The sequence below is a fragment of the Campylobacter sp. LR291e genome, assembly GCF_008633915.1.
Classification (GTDB): Bacteria; Campylobacterota; Campylobacteria; order Campylobacterales; family Campylobacteraceae; genus Campylobacter_D.
Genome location: NZ_VJNV01000026.1, coordinates 13606 through 30604, shown reverse-complemented (window position 1 = coordinate 30604; position 16999 = coordinate 13606). Strand labels below are relative to the sequence as shown.

Annotated in this window: 18 protein-coding genes and 1 pseudogene; 13 read left to right on the top strand and 6 right to left on the bottom strand. The window is 29.2% G+C overall.

The window, feature by feature from the left end:
* Positions 1–7 precede the first annotated feature (7 nt).
* The 5 genes and pseudogenes from FMM58_RS05745 to FMM58_RS05715 all read left to right on the top strand — a co-directional run bounded on the left by FMM58_RS05745 (position 8) and on the right by FMM58_RS05715 (position 3523).
* A complete protein-coding gene (locus tag FMM58_RS05745) occupies positions 8–1426 on the top strand; it encodes a hypothetical protein (RefSeq protein WP_150139748.1) in 1419 nt (472 codons plus the stop codon).
* Between the two features lie 309 nt (positions 1427–1735).
* Positions 1736–2050, top strand: a complete 315-nt coding sequence (locus tag FMM58_RS05740; RefSeq protein ID WP_150139750.1) for a hypothetical protein — start codon at positions 1736–1738, stop codon at positions 2048–2050.
* A pseudogene (gene wecB, locus FMM58_RS08720) lies at positions 2013–2858 on the top strand (non-hydrolyzing UDP-N-acetylglucosamine 2-epimerase). Before FMM58_RS05740 ends, wecB begins: the two are co-directional and overlap by 38 nt.
* 127 nt (positions 2859–2985) lie before the next feature.
* On the top strand, positions 2986–3117 hold the full coding sequence (locus tag FMM58_RS09370; RefSeq protein WP_150139810.1) for a glycosyltransferase family 2 protein: 132 nt from the start codon (positions 2986–2988) through the stop codon (positions 3115–3117).
* A gap of 163 nt (positions 3118–3280) precedes the next feature.
* Entirely contained in the window at positions 3281–3523 is a 243-nt protein-coding gene (locus tag FMM58_RS05715; protein WP_150139757.1) for a hypothetical protein, read from the top strand.
* Positions 3524–3860: 337 nt separating this feature from the next.
* On the opposite strand, the gene gmhA is transcribed toward FMM58_RS05715, so the two are convergent.
* From gmhA to FMM58_RS05695, 4 genes are read right to left on the bottom strand one after another with little or no spacing between them, the layout of a single operon-like run.
* A complete protein-coding gene (gmhA, locus tag FMM58_RS05710) occupies positions 3861–4424 on the bottom strand; it encodes a D-sedoheptulose 7-phosphate isomerase (protein WP_150139759.1) in 564 nt (187 codons plus the stop codon).
* Entirely contained in the window at positions 4421–5806 is a 1386-nt protein-coding gene (rfaE1, locus tag FMM58_RS05705) for a D-glycero-beta-D-manno-heptose-7-phosphate kinase (protein ID WP_150139761.1), read from the bottom strand. Before rfaE1 ends, gmhA begins: the two co-directional genes overlap by 4 nt.
* Entirely contained in the window at positions 5799–6752 is a 954-nt protein-coding gene (gene rfaD, locus FMM58_RS05700; RefSeq protein ID WP_150139763.1) for an ADP-glyceromanno-heptose 6-epimerase, read from the bottom strand. Before rfaD ends, rfaE1 begins: the two co-directional genes overlap by 8 nt.
* Positions 6749–7276, bottom strand: coding sequence for a D-glycero-alpha-D-manno-heptose-1,7-bisphosphate 7-phosphatase (locus tag FMM58_RS05695; protein ID WP_150139765.1), 528 nt, complete (start codon positions 7274–7276; stop codon positions 6749–6751). The genes rfaD and FMM58_RS05695 overlap by 4 nt, the downstream gene beginning before the upstream one ends.
* A 116-nt stretch (positions 7277–7392) precedes the next feature.
* Between FMM58_RS05695 and FMM58_RS05690 the strand changes: the two genes are divergently transcribed.
* The 3 genes from FMM58_RS05690 to FMM58_RS05680 all read left to right on the top strand — a co-directional run bounded on the left by FMM58_RS05690 (position 7393) and on the right by FMM58_RS05680 (position 9330).
* On the top strand, positions 7393–7692 hold the full coding sequence (locus FMM58_RS05690; protein ID WP_150139767.1) for a c-type cytochrome: 300 nt from the start codon (positions 7393–7395) through the stop codon (positions 7690–7692).
* Between the two features lie 141 nt (positions 7693–7833).
* Positions 7834–8133 carry a c-type cytochrome gene (locus tag FMM58_RS05685; protein WP_150139769.1) on the top strand — a complete coding sequence of 100 codons (300 nt, stop codon included), beginning with the start codon at positions 7834–7836 and terminating at the stop codon, positions 8131–8133.
* Between the two features lie 150 nt (positions 8134–8283).
* Positions 8284–9330, top strand: a complete 1047-nt coding sequence (locus FMM58_RS05680) for an FkbM family methyltransferase (RefSeq protein WP_150139771.1) — start codon at positions 8284–8286, stop codon at positions 9328–9330.
* Here the strand turns inward: FMM58_RS05680 and FMM58_RS05675 are convergent.
* Together FMM58_RS05675 and FMM58_RS05670 are read right to left on the bottom strand one after the other, a co-directional pair.
* Positions 9327–9533: a cbb3-type cytochrome oxidase assembly protein gene (locus tag FMM58_RS05675; protein ID WP_150139773.1), complete on the bottom strand. Its 207-nt coding sequence runs from the start codon at positions 9531–9533 to the stop codon at positions 9327–9329. The two genes, FMM58_RS05680 and FMM58_RS05675, sit on opposite strands and share 4 nt — an antisense overlap.
* Positions 9530–11881 carry a heavy metal translocating P-type ATPase gene (locus FMM58_RS05670; protein ID WP_150180497.1) on the bottom strand — a complete coding sequence of 784 codons (2352 nt, stop codon included), beginning with the start codon at positions 11879–11881 and terminating at the stop codon, positions 9530–9532. The genes FMM58_RS05675 and FMM58_RS05670 overlap by 4 nt, the downstream gene beginning before the upstream one ends.
* Positions 11882–11995: 114 nt before the next feature.
* Here FMM58_RS05670 and rho point away from each other — a divergent pair, with 114 nt between their 5' ends.
* From rho to queA, 5 genes are read left to right on the top strand one after another with little or no spacing between them, the layout of a single operon-like run.
* Entirely contained in the window at positions 11996–13288 is a 1293-nt protein-coding gene (gene rho, locus FMM58_RS05665) for a transcription termination factor Rho (protein ID WP_150139777.1), read from the top strand.
* 2 nt (positions 13289–13290) lie between these two features.
* Positions 13291–14799 carry a DNA polymerase III subunit gamma/tau gene (locus FMM58_RS05660; protein ID WP_150139779.1) on the top strand — a complete coding sequence of 503 codons (1509 nt, stop codon included), beginning with the start codon at positions 13291–13293 and terminating at the stop codon, positions 14797–14799.
* Positions 14800–14814: 15 nt separating this feature from the next.
* A complete protein-coding gene (gene tatB / locus FMM58_RS05655; RefSeq protein ID WP_150139781.1) occupies positions 14815–15231 on the top strand; it encodes a Sec-independent protein translocase protein TatB in 417 nt (138 codons plus the stop codon).
* Between the two features lies 1 nt (position 15232).
* On the top strand, positions 15233–15970 hold the full coding sequence (gene tatC, locus FMM58_RS05650) for a twin-arginine translocase subunit TatC (RefSeq protein ID WP_150150933.1): 738 nt from the start codon (positions 15233–15235) through the stop codon (positions 15968–15970).
* Complete coding sequence (gene queA / locus FMM58_RS05645; protein WP_411675304.1) at positions 15963–16982, top strand: tRNA preQ1(34) S-adenosylmethionine ribosyltransferase-isomerase QueA; 1020 nt, start codon at positions 15963–15965, stop codon at positions 16980–16982. Before tatC ends, queA begins: the two co-directional genes overlap by 8 nt.
* Positions 16983–16999 lie beyond the last annotated feature (17 nt).

Sequence of the window (16999 nt, the reverse complement as noted above, 5' to 3'; positions counted from 1 at the left end):
ACGCAAAATGCATGGTAAGATAGCCATTTATATGGATTCTACAGGACGTGGAACGGTTGTAAATTCAGCGAAGATGTTTTTTGAGTTTAACCGCCAAACTTGGAGCGATAAAAGAAGTATGCCAAGTGCTGGAATGTTTGTTGAATTTCGCCCTGATGGCAAGAATATCACAGGCATTCGCCCTTCTAAATTTCAAGACTTTAAAGAAGGTGAGTTTATAGTAGAAAATGATTTTTGGCGTACTGATAGTGATGATGAGCTTGAAGACTTGCAAAGTTCAAGAAGAAGTGCTTATATAACCGAACTTTACCGAAAAACTGACTTTGATACGGTGGAAAAAATCCCCCTTTCTTTTACCATTCCTCAAGCCATTCAAAAGTATTTTGCAAATGAAATTTTATCCGTTGAAGCCCTTAAAGTAAATGTCCAAGATGAAAAAGAAATTCCTTGTATTTTGGATTATTTAATCTTAAAAAGATTTGTAAATAAGGCACTTGATACACTTATTTTTATGGATAATTCAACTGACCAAACCCAGTTTAACTCCCTAAAAAGCATAGTTATGCATCTTGAAAATTCATATAATGATATGCGTGATAAGGGTAAAATTTTTAATATAACAAAGATTTTTAACGATACTTTTTTATCCTTACAATGCCATTATCAAGCTTTGGTTGCTACCATTGATACTAGGCAAAATCGCCTAACTTCACTTGAAAACCAAATTCGCACCATTCAACTTGAAATGAATTTAAGCAGGAGTAGAAACCCAGACCCTGAAAGAATGAAAGCTAGAGAAGAAAGGCTTGAGAAATTTCAAAAAGAGGCAAATTATTATAAGACTACTTTAAAAAGATTAGAGGCCATTAAGGATGATTTTTATAAGAAAAATTTTACTATCTTTGAAAATGCTTTCCGTTTATCAAGGGAAAAACTTTTTTCTAAGATAGTAACTGGCTTAAATTTGTGTGCTACTATTATAGATGTAAAAATTTGGCATATATCACTTAAATCAACAGGGGTAAAAAATTCATATTTTACAAGAAGTAATATAGAAAATTCCTTTTGTTCTTTGTCCTTTGCTGAACATTATTTAAGCAGACTTAATAAAACTGCCTTAAATCCCTTTGACCAAAAATTGTTAGTTTATATAGAAAAAATCACCAAAGAACAAAGAAAAAATTTCTTAGTGGTTACTTCTGATTTAGAGCTTTTATGTCGCATAAAATGTGAAATTTTTGCTATAAATCCTTATTATTTAGTAAAATATGCTCCAAAAAAGGTAAATTATCAATCCTTAATGCGTAGTAATATCTTTGATATTGTGTATATAGATGAAAAGCATGTTTGGGAAAGTGTGGCTGATATTATCTTGCAAGGAAAGCAATTTGACAGAAGTGGAAAGACTAAATTTAAGTTAATTTAAAAATAAGCCAAGAATAAATTAAACTTAGAAATAAATTTTACAAAGTACAAAGTCAAAATAAAACTATAAAAGGCTTTTATTTTTTCTTGTTAAAAAAATATTTTCACAATAGCTTAAAAAACTACTCTCACTAGCCTTAAAAACTGGTTTTTAACAAAATTCTTTTAGGCTTTTTTTATCTGTATTTTTAACTATGCTAGTTATTAAAACAACTAGATATTTTATATAATTTTCACCTGCGTTAAAAAAAATGTTTATTTTTTTTTGTGATACTATTACATTATTTTTTTAATATTACAAGGATTATTAATGAAAAATATTTTAATTCTTTTTGAAATTATTAAATTAGCACCTTTAATTTTAAAATTTCAAAAACATAAAGAATTTAGGCTTTTAATAGCAAATAGCGAACAACAAAAAAAATTATCTAATCAAAGTTTAAAATTTTTTAGTATAAAGGCTGATATTAACCTAGATATTATGACAGATAATCAACAATTATGTGATTTACAAGCCAATCTTTTAACTAAATTAAATAAAATTTTTAAAACACAAAATAGATGCCACTATAGTACAAGGCAATACTATGAGTGCTTTTTGTGGGGCTTTGGCAAGTTTTTATAATAAAGTTCCTATTTTTCATGTAGAAGCTGGATTAAGGTCTTATGATATTTGAACCATTCCCAAAAGAAGCTATAAGGGTTATGATTTCTAAAATTGCAAATTTGCATTTTGCCCCTACAAAAATAGTAGCAAATGTCTTAAAAAAGAAGGTGTAAATGATTCTTTAATACACATAACAGGCAATGCTTCAATAGATGCTTTATTTGCTATTAAGTTAAATGAAAATGAATTCTTAAATGATATTTCAAAACTTAGCGATAAATTTAATAAAAATAATTTTAAAAGCAAATCAGTTTTAATTACCATACACAGAAGAGAAAATCATGGGAAAAGACTGCAATATATTTTAAAGGCTATAATTAAACTAGCTAAAATTTTTAAAACACACCAATTTATAATACCCCTACACCAAAATCCAAATGTAAAAAAAGTACTTATTGAAACACTTGATAAATTTTCAAATATTGTTTTAGTCCCTGCTTTAAATTATCCAAATTTAGTTTATGTTATGAAATATGCAAAGCTTATTATAACTGATAATGGAGACATACAAGAAGAAGGCACAAGCTTTAAAGTGCCTATTTTGGTAGCTAGGTACACAACTGAAAGAATGGGAGGGATTAAAATGAAATGTGCAAAATTAGTAGGGGCTGATGAAAAAAATATATTTAAAGAAGCTAGTAAAATTTTAAAACAAAATAAAAAAGCTACTCGCGTTAGCGTAAAAAATCCCTATGAAGACGGCAAGGCAAGTAAAAAGATAATAAAATATATAAGGGAGTTTTTTAAAAATGAGAGATTTAATTAATGTAGTTTTACCAACATATAATAGCAAAAATATATAAGAAGTGCTATTGATAGTATTTTAAATAAAAGTTATAATAATTTTAAACTCACATAATTGTAAATGATTGTTCTACTGATAACACACAGAAATTATACAAGAATATGCAAACAAGGATAAAAGAATTCATATAATCAATAATGAAATTAATCAAAAATTACCGAAGTCTTTAAATATAGGTTTTGAATATGCCTTAAATAATAATGGGATGGGGGGTATTTAACTTGGACTAGTGACGATAATATATTTAGGGAAAATGCGTTTGAAAGAATGATTAATTTTTAAATGAGAATAAACATATTGATTTAGTATATTGTGACCATACAATAAGATTAATACACAAAGATATTATTGTAAAGGAATTTGAAGTAGCTGTATGTGACACAATGGTAGATTTTATAGAAAAATCTCGTATGACTTATTTTTTATATAGAAGTGAAGCTACAAAGCAAGTAGGAAAATACAATGAAAATTTATTTTTAGCCGAAGATTATGAATATTTTTTACGATTTGCTTTGTATAATGAAAATTTAGGATTTTTACACGAAAATTTATATATCTATAAAAGACATGATAATAATTTATCTAATACAAAAAAAGACAAGCCAGAAAGGCAAGTTGGAGAGTAAAAAATAACATATTTCCCTTATATTTTAAAAAATATCCAAATTTATATGAAAAATTAAACATAAAAACAAAATTAATACTTTGAATTAAATTTATTATTTGAAAAAGCAAAAAAAGTGTGCCTACAATACAACTTTATAGAATGCTTAAAAAGCTTATATATGGTCAAAGCAAGAAAGATATATTAAATGTATGTGTAAATTAAATTTTTTCTTAACACTTAGGACTTTGTTTTCTAAAAAAATTGGAAAAATCGTATAGATTAAATTTTTAGTAGTTTTTACTTTTCATTTTATAATTTTAAGCTTTTAAGCTTTTTATTTTAATAATAATGCCTTTTTAATCAAAGGCATTGTCAATTATTTGACATAAAGAGTGTATTATTAAAATATGCATTTCTTGAATTCTAGCTGTATCATCGCTAGAGACTACTAAATTTATATCGCATTTTTCATTCATAAACCCTCCACCTTTACCACTAAGACCAAGGCATAAAAGCCCTATTTTCTTTGCCTCATCAAGTGCATTTAAGACATTTGGGCTTTTCCCACTTGTTGAGATTCCTATTAAAACATCGCCCTTTTTTGCCAGTGCTAAAACCTGTCTTGAAAATACAAACTCATAGCCATAATCATTGCCTATAGCAGTAAGGGCTGAAGTATCCGTGCTTAAAGAGATTGCACTTAGTGCCATTCTTTCTTTTTTATAGCGTCCACTTAATTCTGCTGCAAAGTGCTGGGCATCGGCTGCACTTCCTCCATTTCCACAAATTAAAATCTTACCACCCATTTTTAAGGTCTCTACTAAAAGCCCACCAGCCCTTGAAATTTCGCCACTTAAAAGCTTAGTATTATTTAAAGTTTCAAGGTGTTTTTCAAATTCATTTTCTACTATTTTTATCATTTTATACCCCTTATTTTTTCTATGATTTTACTAGTACTAAATCCTTCTTCAAAATCCATTAACTCAACCCTTTCAACCAAATCAGTCCCAACTACTTCCTTATTTTTATAATCACTCCCCTTAACTAAAATATCAGGTCTTAAAGCCTTGATAAGTTCATAAGGCGTATCTTCATCAAAGATAACTACAAAGTCTACAAAGGATAAACAAGCCAATAAACAAGCCCTTTCAAATTCTGAATTTATAGGTCTTTCTTCGCCTTTTAATCTTTTGATACTTGAGTCTGAATTTAAGCCTACTATAAGCATAGAACCTAATTTTTTAGCCTTTTGCAAATATTTTATATGTCCAAAATGCAAAATATCAAAACAACCATTTGTAAAAACTACCTTTTTATGATTATTTTTTAAAATTTTTATAAGCTCATCTTTGCTTTTAATCTTACTTTCAAAGCCATCTTTATCGTGATTTTGCATATCTTCAAAGCTAACGCTAACACTTCCTATTTTACTAACCACAACAGCTGCTGCTTTGTTTGCTACTTCACAAGCTGTTATTATAGGAACATCTAAGGCTAGGCAAAAGGCTAAAACTGCTATTACGCTATCACCTGCCCCTGTTACATCAAAAACCTCTCTTGCCTTAGCTGGTACTATGCTTAAATGCTCATCATAAACGGCAATCCCTGCTTCTGAAAGCGTTATTATGGCGTATTTTAGATTAAATTCATCCTTTAATCTTATAAGTGCAAATTCAAGATTTCTATCATCTAAATTTTCCATTTTCAAAGCTTGTAAGGCTTCTTTTTTATTAGGCGTTAAAAGCGTAGCTCCTTTATATTTTGTATAATCACTGCCCTTTGGATCTATTAAAACAGGAATTTTTAAAGCCCTTGCCTTTTCAATCACAAAGGCACAAAATTCACGCGTTAAAACGCCCTTTGCATAATCGCTTAAAATGATAGCATCAAAATCACTTGCTATTTTATCAAATTCAAGCATTAATTCATCTATTACCAAAATATCATCACAATCTTCTTCATCAAGCCTTAAAACTTGTTGATTATGTGCTACAATTCGGTTTTTAAGGGGGGTCTTTCTTCCCTTTTGAGTTATAAATTTTGCCTTTAAATTTGCCTTTAAAAAATCCCCGCTCTCATCATCTCCAACCACGCCAAGCCCAAAAACATCAGCCCCAAGTGCCTTTAAATTTGCATAAACATTAGCCGCCCCACCTGGTCTTTTATCTTCATTTAAAGATTTTGCCACTATAACAGGTGCTTCAGGGCTAATCCTAGAACACTCACACCATATATAATTATCCACCATAAAATCGCCCATTACTAAAATTTTAGGGCTTTTTGAGGCTAAAAGTTTAAGCATTTTTTAGTTCCTCTTCATATATTCTTTTAATCTCATCTAAATAATCTTTAATTCCTTCTTCTAAGCTAAATTCACTCTCATAAGCAAAACTTTTATCAAGCTGGGCCTGGGTGTGAAATTGATAAGCGTTAATATATGGATTTTTAATATATTCACAAGTTAAATTTGTATTTAATTCTTTTTGTAAAATGTCTAGTACGTCTTGAAAACTTCTTGCCTTACCACTTCCTACATTATAAACCCCACACTCTGCTTCAAGTGCCTTTAAATTTGCACTCACAACATCTTTAATATAAACAAAATCTCTAAAAATTTTATCACTTCCTTTAAAAAGCTTAGGATTATCGCCCTTTAAAAGTTGTAAGCCAAGTTGCAAAATCATAGACGCAGTTTTTCCTTTAAAATACTCACCATTCCCATAAACATTAAAATAGCGAAGTCCTACTATATGGGCTTTTTTGTAATATTTTTTAGCCATATTATCCATCATTAATTTTGAAAAAGCATAGGGATTTTTAGGATTTTCTTTTCCTACTTGTTGAGGGCTTGGCAAATTTCCATAAACAGAGGCTGAGCTTGCATAGATTAATTTTGCATTAAGCTTTATGCTAAGTTTTATAAATTCTTCAAAGCTATTTAAATTCGTGCTTAAAACTTGATTTTGATTGTAAGCAGTTGTATCTGAAATAGCAGCTTGATGAAAGATAATATTGGGCTTAAAATCACTTATTTTTTTAAATGTTTCTTTGTCATTTATATCGCCTATAAAAAGTCTCCCCTTATAATTTAGCAAATTTTTAAAATGCCCTAAACATTCTAAATTTCCATTGTCTAAATAGCTTTGCCCTCTCATTTTATCTATAACTAAAATTTCATGTTTTTCTTGCAAACAAAGGGCTAAATTTGAACCTATAAACCCTGCCCCACCTGTGATTACTATCTTCATACTAAACCTTTCTTAAAATAATCTAAACACTCATTTAAATTTTTAAAAATCTTAAAATAATCAAATTTTTCTTTAAAATTCTCATTTATAAGAAATAAATTTTTAATCCCTGCCCTTTGCCCTGCTTGCATATCGCTTAACTTATCGCCTAATAAAAAAGAAGTGCTCACATTTATGTTAAAATCTTTAAGTGCTTGTTTAATCATACCAGGGGCAGGTTTTCTACACTCACAATTTTCACTTTCTAAGTGAGGACAATGATAAAATTTACTAATCTTAATGCCTTTTTTTTCAAATTCTAAACGCATAAATTCATGTAAAATAACTAAATCTTTTTCACTATAATACTTTCTATTTATGCCTGATTGATTCGTAACTACTATTATAATATAATTTTGTAACTTAAAATACTTGCAAAGTTCAAAAATTCCTTGACAAAATTGCACTTCTTCAATTTTATATAAATAATGCTTGTCAACATTGATAATGCCGTCTCTATCTAAAAATAAAGCCTTGTCTTTCATAAGATATATTATAATATAAGTTTATAAAATTTAAGCATTTTTCATTAAATAATAAAGAAAGATTAAGAATAATTAATTACAATTTTTTAGAATTAAATTCTCAAAAGGAGTATAAAATGAAAAAATTGCTAGTTATGTCAATGGCAGCATGTATTGGGATATCAGCTTTTGCGGCGGATGGGGCTACACTTTATAAAAAATGTGCAGTTTGTCACGGACCTAAAGCTGATAAGGTATATTTAAAAAAGGTTCCAGCTCTTAAAGATTCAACAGCTGAACAAAGACTTGGATATATGAAAGAATACGCAGCAGGTACTAGAAATGCCTATGGTCAAGGTAAAATTATGACTCAAAATATTAAAGGTTTAACAGAAGAAGATTTTGAGGCTATTGAAGCATATATTGATAGCTTATAGTTTTATAAAGTTGCTTTAATAATATTTTATACTTTTAAAACATATTTTAAATTCAAAAATTAATATATTTTTTTATAATTAATAAAAATTATTTAAGAATAACTAATTATAATAACTTGATTTTATCAAAAGGAGTATAAAATGAAAAAATTGCTAGTTATGTCAATGGCAGCATGTATTGGGATATCAGCTTTTGCAGCGGATGGGGCTACACTTTATAAAAAATGTGCAGTTTGTCACGGACCTAAAGCTGATAAGGTTTATCTTGGAAAGGTTCCAGCCCTTAAAACATTATCACAAGATGAAAGACTTAAATATATGAGTGAGTATAAGGCTGGTACTAGAAATGCCTATGGTCAAGGCAATATCATGAAAATCAATGTTAAGGACTTAACAGAAGAAGATTTTAAAGCAATTGATGCTTATATTGATAGCTTATAAAAATTTCCCCTTTTTTAAAGGGGATTCTAAACTACTTTGAATTTATTTTTCACACTAAATTTTTAAAGAACTTTCTTAAATTTCGCCTTTTTAAGCTTATTTTTATGGGGGGGGGTATCATACCTTTTTAAGATTTTAAAAAGGAAAAAAATGCAAGATGATTTTTATGAATTAAGCTTTGAAAATGGTATAAAATATAAAATGTATCTACCCTTTAAAGATAGCGATTATATACAAAAAACGATTTTTCACACTAAAGCCCCTTATGAAATAGAAATGCTAAAAGATATGATAACTCGTATAAAACCAAATTCAAATATCTTAGATATAGGAATGAATATAGCAAATCATAGCTTATTTTTAGCAGCTCATAATTTTAAAATTTTTGCCTTTGAGGCGAATAAAAAAATGATTGACATAGCTAGAAAAAGTATAGAAATAAATGGCTTTGAAGATAGAATTTTTATCTATGAAATGGGGGTGAGCGACAAGGAAGAAAGGGCGTACTATAAAAAAGAAAATCCATATAATTTTGGTGGAATGTCCTTAACCTTGCTTAATGAAGAAGAAACAAAGGATGATTACATACAATGTAAAAGCATAGATAGCCTAAATATACAAGATGAAATTTCTTTGATAAAGCTTGATATTGAAGGTATGGAAGATAAAGCTTTAAGGGGTTTAAAAGCATTGATTTTAAAAAATCGCCCCTTGATATATGTGGAGGCAAATTATGTTGGTGATTTGATAAAGGTTGATAGAATTTTATCAAGTTTTAATTATATTCATATGGATATTTTTGGAAGTTCTCCTACACATTTATATTATCCCATAGAAAAACTCTCTCAAAATGAGTTATTTAAAAATATATCCTATAAACAAGCTTTAACAAGGCTTGATTATACACATTATAAACAAAATAATTTTATACATAATAACTTGCAAAATATTTTAAATTTAGATAGAAAACTAGAAAAAGAAATCTTAGATATAAAAAAAGAATTTTTAAAGTTATTAAACAAAGACAAAGAAATAAAAGAACTTAAAAATACTATTGCAAGACATAAAAAAATGCTTTGTTTTCGCTGGGGCAAGTCGCTTTTAAGTGCTATTAAGAATCCTTTTAAATTTATTATTTTGCCTTTTATTTTAATCAATGATTATAAGAAATTTAAAAGAGATTTAAAAAAAGATTAATCCCTTTTTTTCCTTTTTAATGCCTCTTCTTTGCGTTTTTGCAAGTTATAAGCATCATTAAGGGCTTCTACACTATCATCAAGGGTTGTAAATTTATAATCATCATCAAACTGCTTTCCACGAATTCCCCATAATAAAGCCGTTAAAATAATGAAAAAACCCACTATTGACACGGCTATCATCATCATAATTACACCATTCATTCTTTTATCCTTAAAGCGTTTAAAACCACTATTATACTACTAAAGGACATAGATAAGGCAGCAATTAGTGGATTAATAAGACCTAAAAAGGCAAGTGGTATGGTCAAGATATTATAAAATATGGAAAATATCAAATTTTGCTTAATGATTTTAAAGGTATTTTTAGATAATTTTAAGGCAGTTTTTAAGGAATTTAAATCATTTTTTAAAAGTAAAATATCACTTCCTTCAATGGCTAAATCACTTCCTTGACTTAATGTTATAGAAACTGCTGCAAAATTTAGTGCTAAGGCGTCATTTACCCCATCTCCCACAAATAAAATTTTATGATTTTTACTTTCTTTTTCTAGCTCATTAAGCTTAGTTTGAGGCAGACAATTAGCCTTAAATTTAGCAATATTCAAAGCCTTTGCCACCTTTGAAACTGCTTTTTCATTATCTCCACTTAAAATCATAGTCTTAATTTTTTCTTCTCTTAAATACTTACTTAATTCTATCGCACCACTTCTTAACTCATTTTCAAATTCAAAAAAAGCCTTAACTTCGCCATTTATCGCTAAGATAAAATGCGAATTTTCAAAGTCCTTTATATGTATATTATTTTCCTTTAAAAACAATGAATTTCCACCTATAAACTCATTTTGCCCTAATCTTGCCTTTAAACCCTTAGCTTGTATATTAAAAAGTTTTTTAAAATTTAAATTTTCACCCATCTCTCCCCTATCTTTTAAAAATCTTGCAATACTTGCAGAAATAGGATGAGAAGAGAGTTTTACAAAATTATAAAGTTCATTTAAATTTAAGCCTTTGTCTATAAAAAAATTGCAAATTTTAAGCTCACTTTTGGTTAAAACCCCTGTTTTGTCAAAAACTGCCATATTGCATTTGCTTAATTTTTCAATAACTTCTGGGCTTTTAAATAAGATATGCTTTTTTAAGGCCTTGCCAAGTGCTACTAAATTACTCACAGGCGTTGCAAGGGCTAAGGCACAAGGACAAGCAATTATCAAAACAGAAATGGCATTGACAAGCGAAATTTCCACGCTTTTATTATTTATAAAATACCAAAAACAAAAGCATAAAAAGGCTATACTTAAAATCGAGCGTGAAAAATAAGCACTTATCTTTGATACAAGGCTTTGAATATGCGTTTTTTTAGAACTTGAAAATTCTAATAATTTTATGATTTGGCTAAGTTTAGAATCTTCATATTTTTTTAAGGCCTCATATTCCACGCTTCCATCAATGACGATACAAGCTGAATTTATTAAATTCCCACTTTGTACCAAAAGGGGTTCGTTTTCTCCATTTAAAGAACTAGTATCAATACTAGCTTGACCACTTAAAACCTTGCCATCTATTAAAATTTTATCCCCACTTCTAAGTAAAATTCTATCCTTAATAGCTACTTCTTTAACAGGTTTTAAAACAAAATCACGTCCATTATAAACTAAAATTTCATTTTGTAAAAAGTCATTTAAGCCATCAACTGCATCAAAGGCCCTTTTTTTGCTAAATACTTCTAAATATTTTCCTATAAAAACAAAGCAAATTATCATAGCCACAGAGTCAAAATACACCTCGCCAACCCTTGTAAACATAGCAACTAAAGAATAAACATAAGCAAGACTTGCCCCACTAATTACTAGGGTATCCATATTTAAGCTTTTATTTTTAAGGGCTTTTAGGGCACTTTTATAAAAATTTGACCCCGTATAAAAAAGAACGGGGGTAGCCAAAATAAATTCAGCAAAATTTAAAATATCCTTAATCTCATCATCCATTCCACTAAAAAAACCTGCATATTTTGCAACAGCTATCCACATTACATTCATAACGCAAGCTATGCCGACCACTAATTTTGCATAAAATTCGCGTTTTAAAATAGTAGCCTTATTATCAACTTTTAACGGGTCATACGCACTAGCCTTATAACCTATGCTTTCAATTAAGCTTAAAATTTTAACTAAGCTTATTAAACTTTCATCAAAAACAATCCTTGCTTTATGCGTTAAATTATTAATATCTAGTTCTAAAATTCCATCTTGTTTTATAAGAATTTTTTCATTTAACCACACACAGGCCGCACATTCAATGCCATGTATCATTAAATAAATTTCACTAAAACCATCCTTAGTTTTTCGTATAAAATCATCATAATTTTTTATATTAGTACTTAAATTTACGGGATTTAAGGTAATGCTTCCTAATTTTTCATAAAATTCATCAAGTTTATTTTCATATAAAAGCTCATAAACCTTCTCACAACCCGTGCAACAAAAGTATTTATCATTAGCCCTTATCATTTGACTTTCATTAAAATCTAATCTACAATGCGTACATTTCATATTTTCACTTTAAAATTTTTTCCTAATTATAATTAAAATTTGACAAAAAAATATTTTTTTTCTAAAATCACATTCTTAAAACTGCAAAAATACTTAACAAGCTTACGAGGATTTATGGAAAAAAAACGATACCAAAGAACCCACATTCCAGTGGATGGATACAAGATAGAGGATTTAAAATTACTTGATTTAGAAAAATTAGTAGCAATTGCAAATGAATGTGAGATAGAAAATCCTAGCGAATTTCTAAGACAAGAACTTATGTTTGAAATTTTAAAGGCACAAACTAAAAAGGGTGGCTTTATATTATTTACAGGAATTTTAGAAATATGTCCTGAGGGCTATGGCTTTTTAAGAGGAATGGATAATTATCTAAGCGATAGCGTAAATGATGCCTATGTTTCAAATTCTCAAATTCGCAAATTCGCATTAAGAGTTGGGGATGTAGTAACCGGGCAAGTTAGAGAACCAAACGAGGCTGAGAAGTATTATGCCCTACTTCAAATAGAAGCTATTAACTATGTACCATTACAAGAAGCTAGAAAAAGACCCTTATTTGATAATCTAACCCCTATTTTTCCTACTGAAAAAATTAAACTTGAATATGATGCTATGAAGTTAACTGGTAGGGTGCTTGATTTATTTACTCCTATTGGAAAAGGACAAAGAGGCTTGATTGTAGCGCCTCCTAGAACGGGTAAAACTGAACTTATGAAAGAATTAGCCTCTGCCATTGCTAAAAATCACCCCGAAATGCACTTAATAGTACTTTTAATCGATGAAAGGCCAGAAGAAGTTACTGATATGCAAAGAAGTGTTAGAGGAGAGGTTTTTAGTTCTACCTTTGATTTACCAGCTTACAATCATGTAAGGGTAGCTGAACTTATCATAGAAAAGGCTAAAAGAATGGTAGAAATGGGCAAGGATGTAATCATACTGCTTGATAGTATTACTAGACTTGCTAGGGCTTATAATACAGCTACGCCAAGTTCTGGTAAGGTATTAAGTGGAGGCGTTGATGCAAATGCCTTACATAAGCCAAAACGTTTTTTTGGGGCTGCTAGAAATATAGAAAATGGAGGTAGTCTTACTATAATCGCCACTGCCTTGATTGATACTGGTTCAAGAATGGATGATGTGATATTCGAGGAATTTAAAGGCACTGGAAATAGTGAGATTATACTTGATAGAAATATCTCAGATAGAAGAATTTATCCTGCTATAAATATTATAAAATCGGGCACTAGAAAAGAAGAATTATTACAAGAACCAAGTAAATTACAAAAAATTTGGGCGATTCGTTCTGCAGTTTCTACTATGGATGATGTTGAGGCCTTGAAATTTTTATATTCTAAGATGCTTAAAACAAAAGATAATGCTGAACTTTTATCTATAATGAATGAGTAAAAATGTTTCAAGCCCTAGCCTTAAAATATAGACCTAAGACCTTTGACGAGCTTGTCGGCCAAAAAACCATTAGTATAAGTTTAAAATATGCCCTAAATTCGCAAAAATTAGCACATGCTTATTTATTTTCAGGGCTTAGAGGAAGTGGGAAGACATCTAGTGCTAGAATTTTTTCAAGGGCCTTAGTTTGTGAAAAGGGACCTAGTGCTACTCCTTGTGGAGAATGTAAGCAATGCCTTGCAGCCCTTGAAAATAAGCATATTGATATTATAGAAATGGATGCAGCAAGTAATAGAGGGCTTGAAGATATTCAAAGCCTTATAGAACAAACAAAGTATGCTCCGTCTATGGCAAGATTTAAAATTTTTATCATAGATGAAGTGCATATGCTAACAACTCAAGCAGCAAATGCTCTTTTAAAAACCCTTGAAGAACCCCCTGCTTATGTTAAATTTATACTTGCTACAACTGACCCCTTAAAACTACCAGCGACCGTTCTTTCACGCACTCAACATTTTCGTTTTAAACAAATTTCGCTTAATGAAATTTTAAGTCATTTAAAAAATATTTTAGAAAAAGAAAATGTGGAATTTGAAGAAGAGGCCTTAAAATTTATAGCTAGAAGTGCAAATGGTTCTTTAAGAGATACCCTAACCTTGCTAGACCAAGCAATTATTTATTGTGAAAATAAATTAAGCACAGCTAAAATTACGCAAATGTTAGGCTTTTTAGACCCACAAAGTATAAAAGAGTTTTATCAAGCCATTTTGCAAAGGGATAAAGAAAAGATTTTTACTTATTTAAAAGACTTGCAAGATTACGAGGCAGGTAGCGTTATAGATGAAATGATTTTTTATTTAAAAGAGAAATTTTTTGAACAAAGCCCTGAATTTAGCACCCTTATGTATGAGAGATTTTTTAGAATTTTATCTAGGGCAAAGACTATGATTAGCAATGATGATGGCTTTACCTTGTGTGTAATGGCTTTTATGATGATGGAAGCAAGCAATTTAAAGGAAATTGACGCCCAAATTACTAAGATACAAAACGCCCCTATTCAAATTTTAAGTCAAAATATACAAAATCCAAGTTCTACTAAAAATACTAGTTCTGCTAAAAACGCTTATGATAGGTTGCTTGAGTTAATTTATGATAGGGACTTTGACCTTGGGGATTGCTTTAAGAAAAATACACATTTTTTAAGCTTTGAAAATAATATTTTAAACATTAGTTCAAGTGCAGAAAATGAAGATAGGAATCTTCTAAATAAAGGCTTTAAAAGGATAGTTCAATTATTTCAAAAAGAATTTGGACCAAATGCAAAAATTGAAGTAAAAAAGGCTATAAACATAGATGAAAGCAAACTTCAAAGCATAACGCAAAATAACATAAAACAAGATAATAAAGCCCATTTTGAATCACTTATTAAGGATGCTAAGAAATTTAATAAAGAAGATGATTTAAAAGAAACATTGACAAAATATTTTGGGGAGCCAAAAATTGAAAGTTAAAAGCGAATTTAAATTATGAGTATGGGAGAAATTTTAGTCATAATAGTTATTGGAATTTTAATATTAGGACCTGAAAAACTCCCTGAAACTATAATACAATTAGCTAAAATTTGGAAGGCCTTAAAACGCAATGTAGATGAGGCAAAATCTAGCATTGAAAAAGAAATTCGCATTAATGAGCTTAAAGAAGAAACTAGAAAATTCCAAGATGAATTTTCTCAAGCTAACGAAAATATAAGAAAAAAACTTAGCTTTGAAGAATTTGATGATTTAAAAAGGGATATTGCAAATAATGTTAAGGTGGATTTAACCTTTGATAGTAGAAAAGAAAGCAATAATATAGATGAAGTTAAGCCCCTTGATAAGTTAGAAAATGAAAATTTAAAAGATGAAAAATTAGCTAGTTTAAATGATGAAGTAAAGAAAGATTAATATGTTTGAAGATTTAAAACCACATTTAATAGAACTTAGAAAAAGACTTTTTATAAGCGTAGCATGCGTTTTTATATTGTTTTTTGTATGCTTTGCTTTTAATAGCTATATTATAAATATCTTACAAACTCCTATTGTAAAAATCTTACCTGAATTTTCAAATCAAATAACCTTTGTTGAGTTGCAAGAACCCTTATTCACTGCGATGAAAGTAAGCTTTTTTGCTGCCTTTATACTCTCTTTGCCCGTGATTTTTTGGCAGTTTTGGAAATTTGTAGAACCAGGTCTTTATGATAATGAAAAAAAGCTAGTCTTGCCCTTTGTAAGCTTTGCTAGTATAATGTTTATTTTAGGTTGCTTGTTTTGCTATTTTATAGTAGTTCCCCTAGCCTTTAAATTTTTGATAGACTTTGGCGTTGATATGCAAAATTTTAAGCCCTTAATTAGCATAGGACTTTATGTTGGCTTTTTTACAAAATTAATGATAGCCTTTGGACTTGCCTTTGAAATGCCTGTGATTACTTATTTTTTTGCAAAATTAGGGCTTGTTGATGATATTTTTTTAAAAAAACATTTTAGGGTAAGTGTATTAATTATCTTTGTCTTTGCTGCGATGATGACACCACCTGATGTAATATCACAATTTTTAATGGCTATTCCACTATGTGCTTTATATGGACTTTCGATAATGATTGCAAAAAAGGTAAATCCAGCCAAAAAAGATAAAAATGATTCATGAAGATTTATTGCTTTTAAATTATGATTATGAGTTGCCAAAAAATTTAATAGCAAATTATCCCTTAATACCCCAAGAAGATGCTAAAATTCTAGTTTATGATAGAAAAAATGACAAAATAAGGCATTTACAATTTAAACATTTAAGCGAAATTTTGCCAGATTGTGAGATTATTTTTAATGATACAAAGGTAATTAAGGCCAGAATTTATGGAAAAAAGCAAAGTGGAGGCAAGATAGAATGCTTTTTACACCAGCCCTTAAACGATAATGCTTTTTTAGCACAAATTAAAGGCAGGGTTAAAAAGGGTGAAATTTTAGATTTTGACAACAATTTAAAAGTAGAAATTTTAGAACTTTTAGAAAATGGAATAAGAAAAATTAAATTCATTAAAGATAAAGAACTTTTACAAACTAAGCAAGTTTTTGAACTTTTAGAACAAATCGGCCACATACCTCTTCCTCCTTACATAAAAAGAGCTTATGAAAAAAGCGATGAAATCACTTATCAAAGTATTTTTGCTAGGAATTTAGGAGCAGTAGCAGCCCCAACTGCTAGTCTTCATTTTAGTAAAAATTTAATAAACACCTTGCAAAAAAATCATAATTTACATTTTATAACCTTACATGTTGGGGCTGGTACCTTTAAGGGCGTTGAATGTGAAAATATACAAAATCACCTTATGCATAGTGAATTTTTTAATATAAATGAAGAAGTTACGAAGCTAATTTTAAGCGATAAAAATATACTTTGTGTAGGCACAACAGTTACTAGGTGCGTAGAATATTTTATAAGGACAAAAAAAACAAAGGGTTATTGTGATTTATTTTTACACCCCTTTAATAAGCCACTTAGGACAAATTTTTTACTTACAAATTTTCACCTGCCAAAGACTACCTTATTAATGCTAGTAGCTTCTTTTATAGGGCGTAAAAAAACCCTTGAACTTTATAAAGAAGCCATTTTAAAGCAATATCGCTTTTATTCTTATGGCGATGCTATGTTAATAATATAAAAAATTAAAAAATTTAA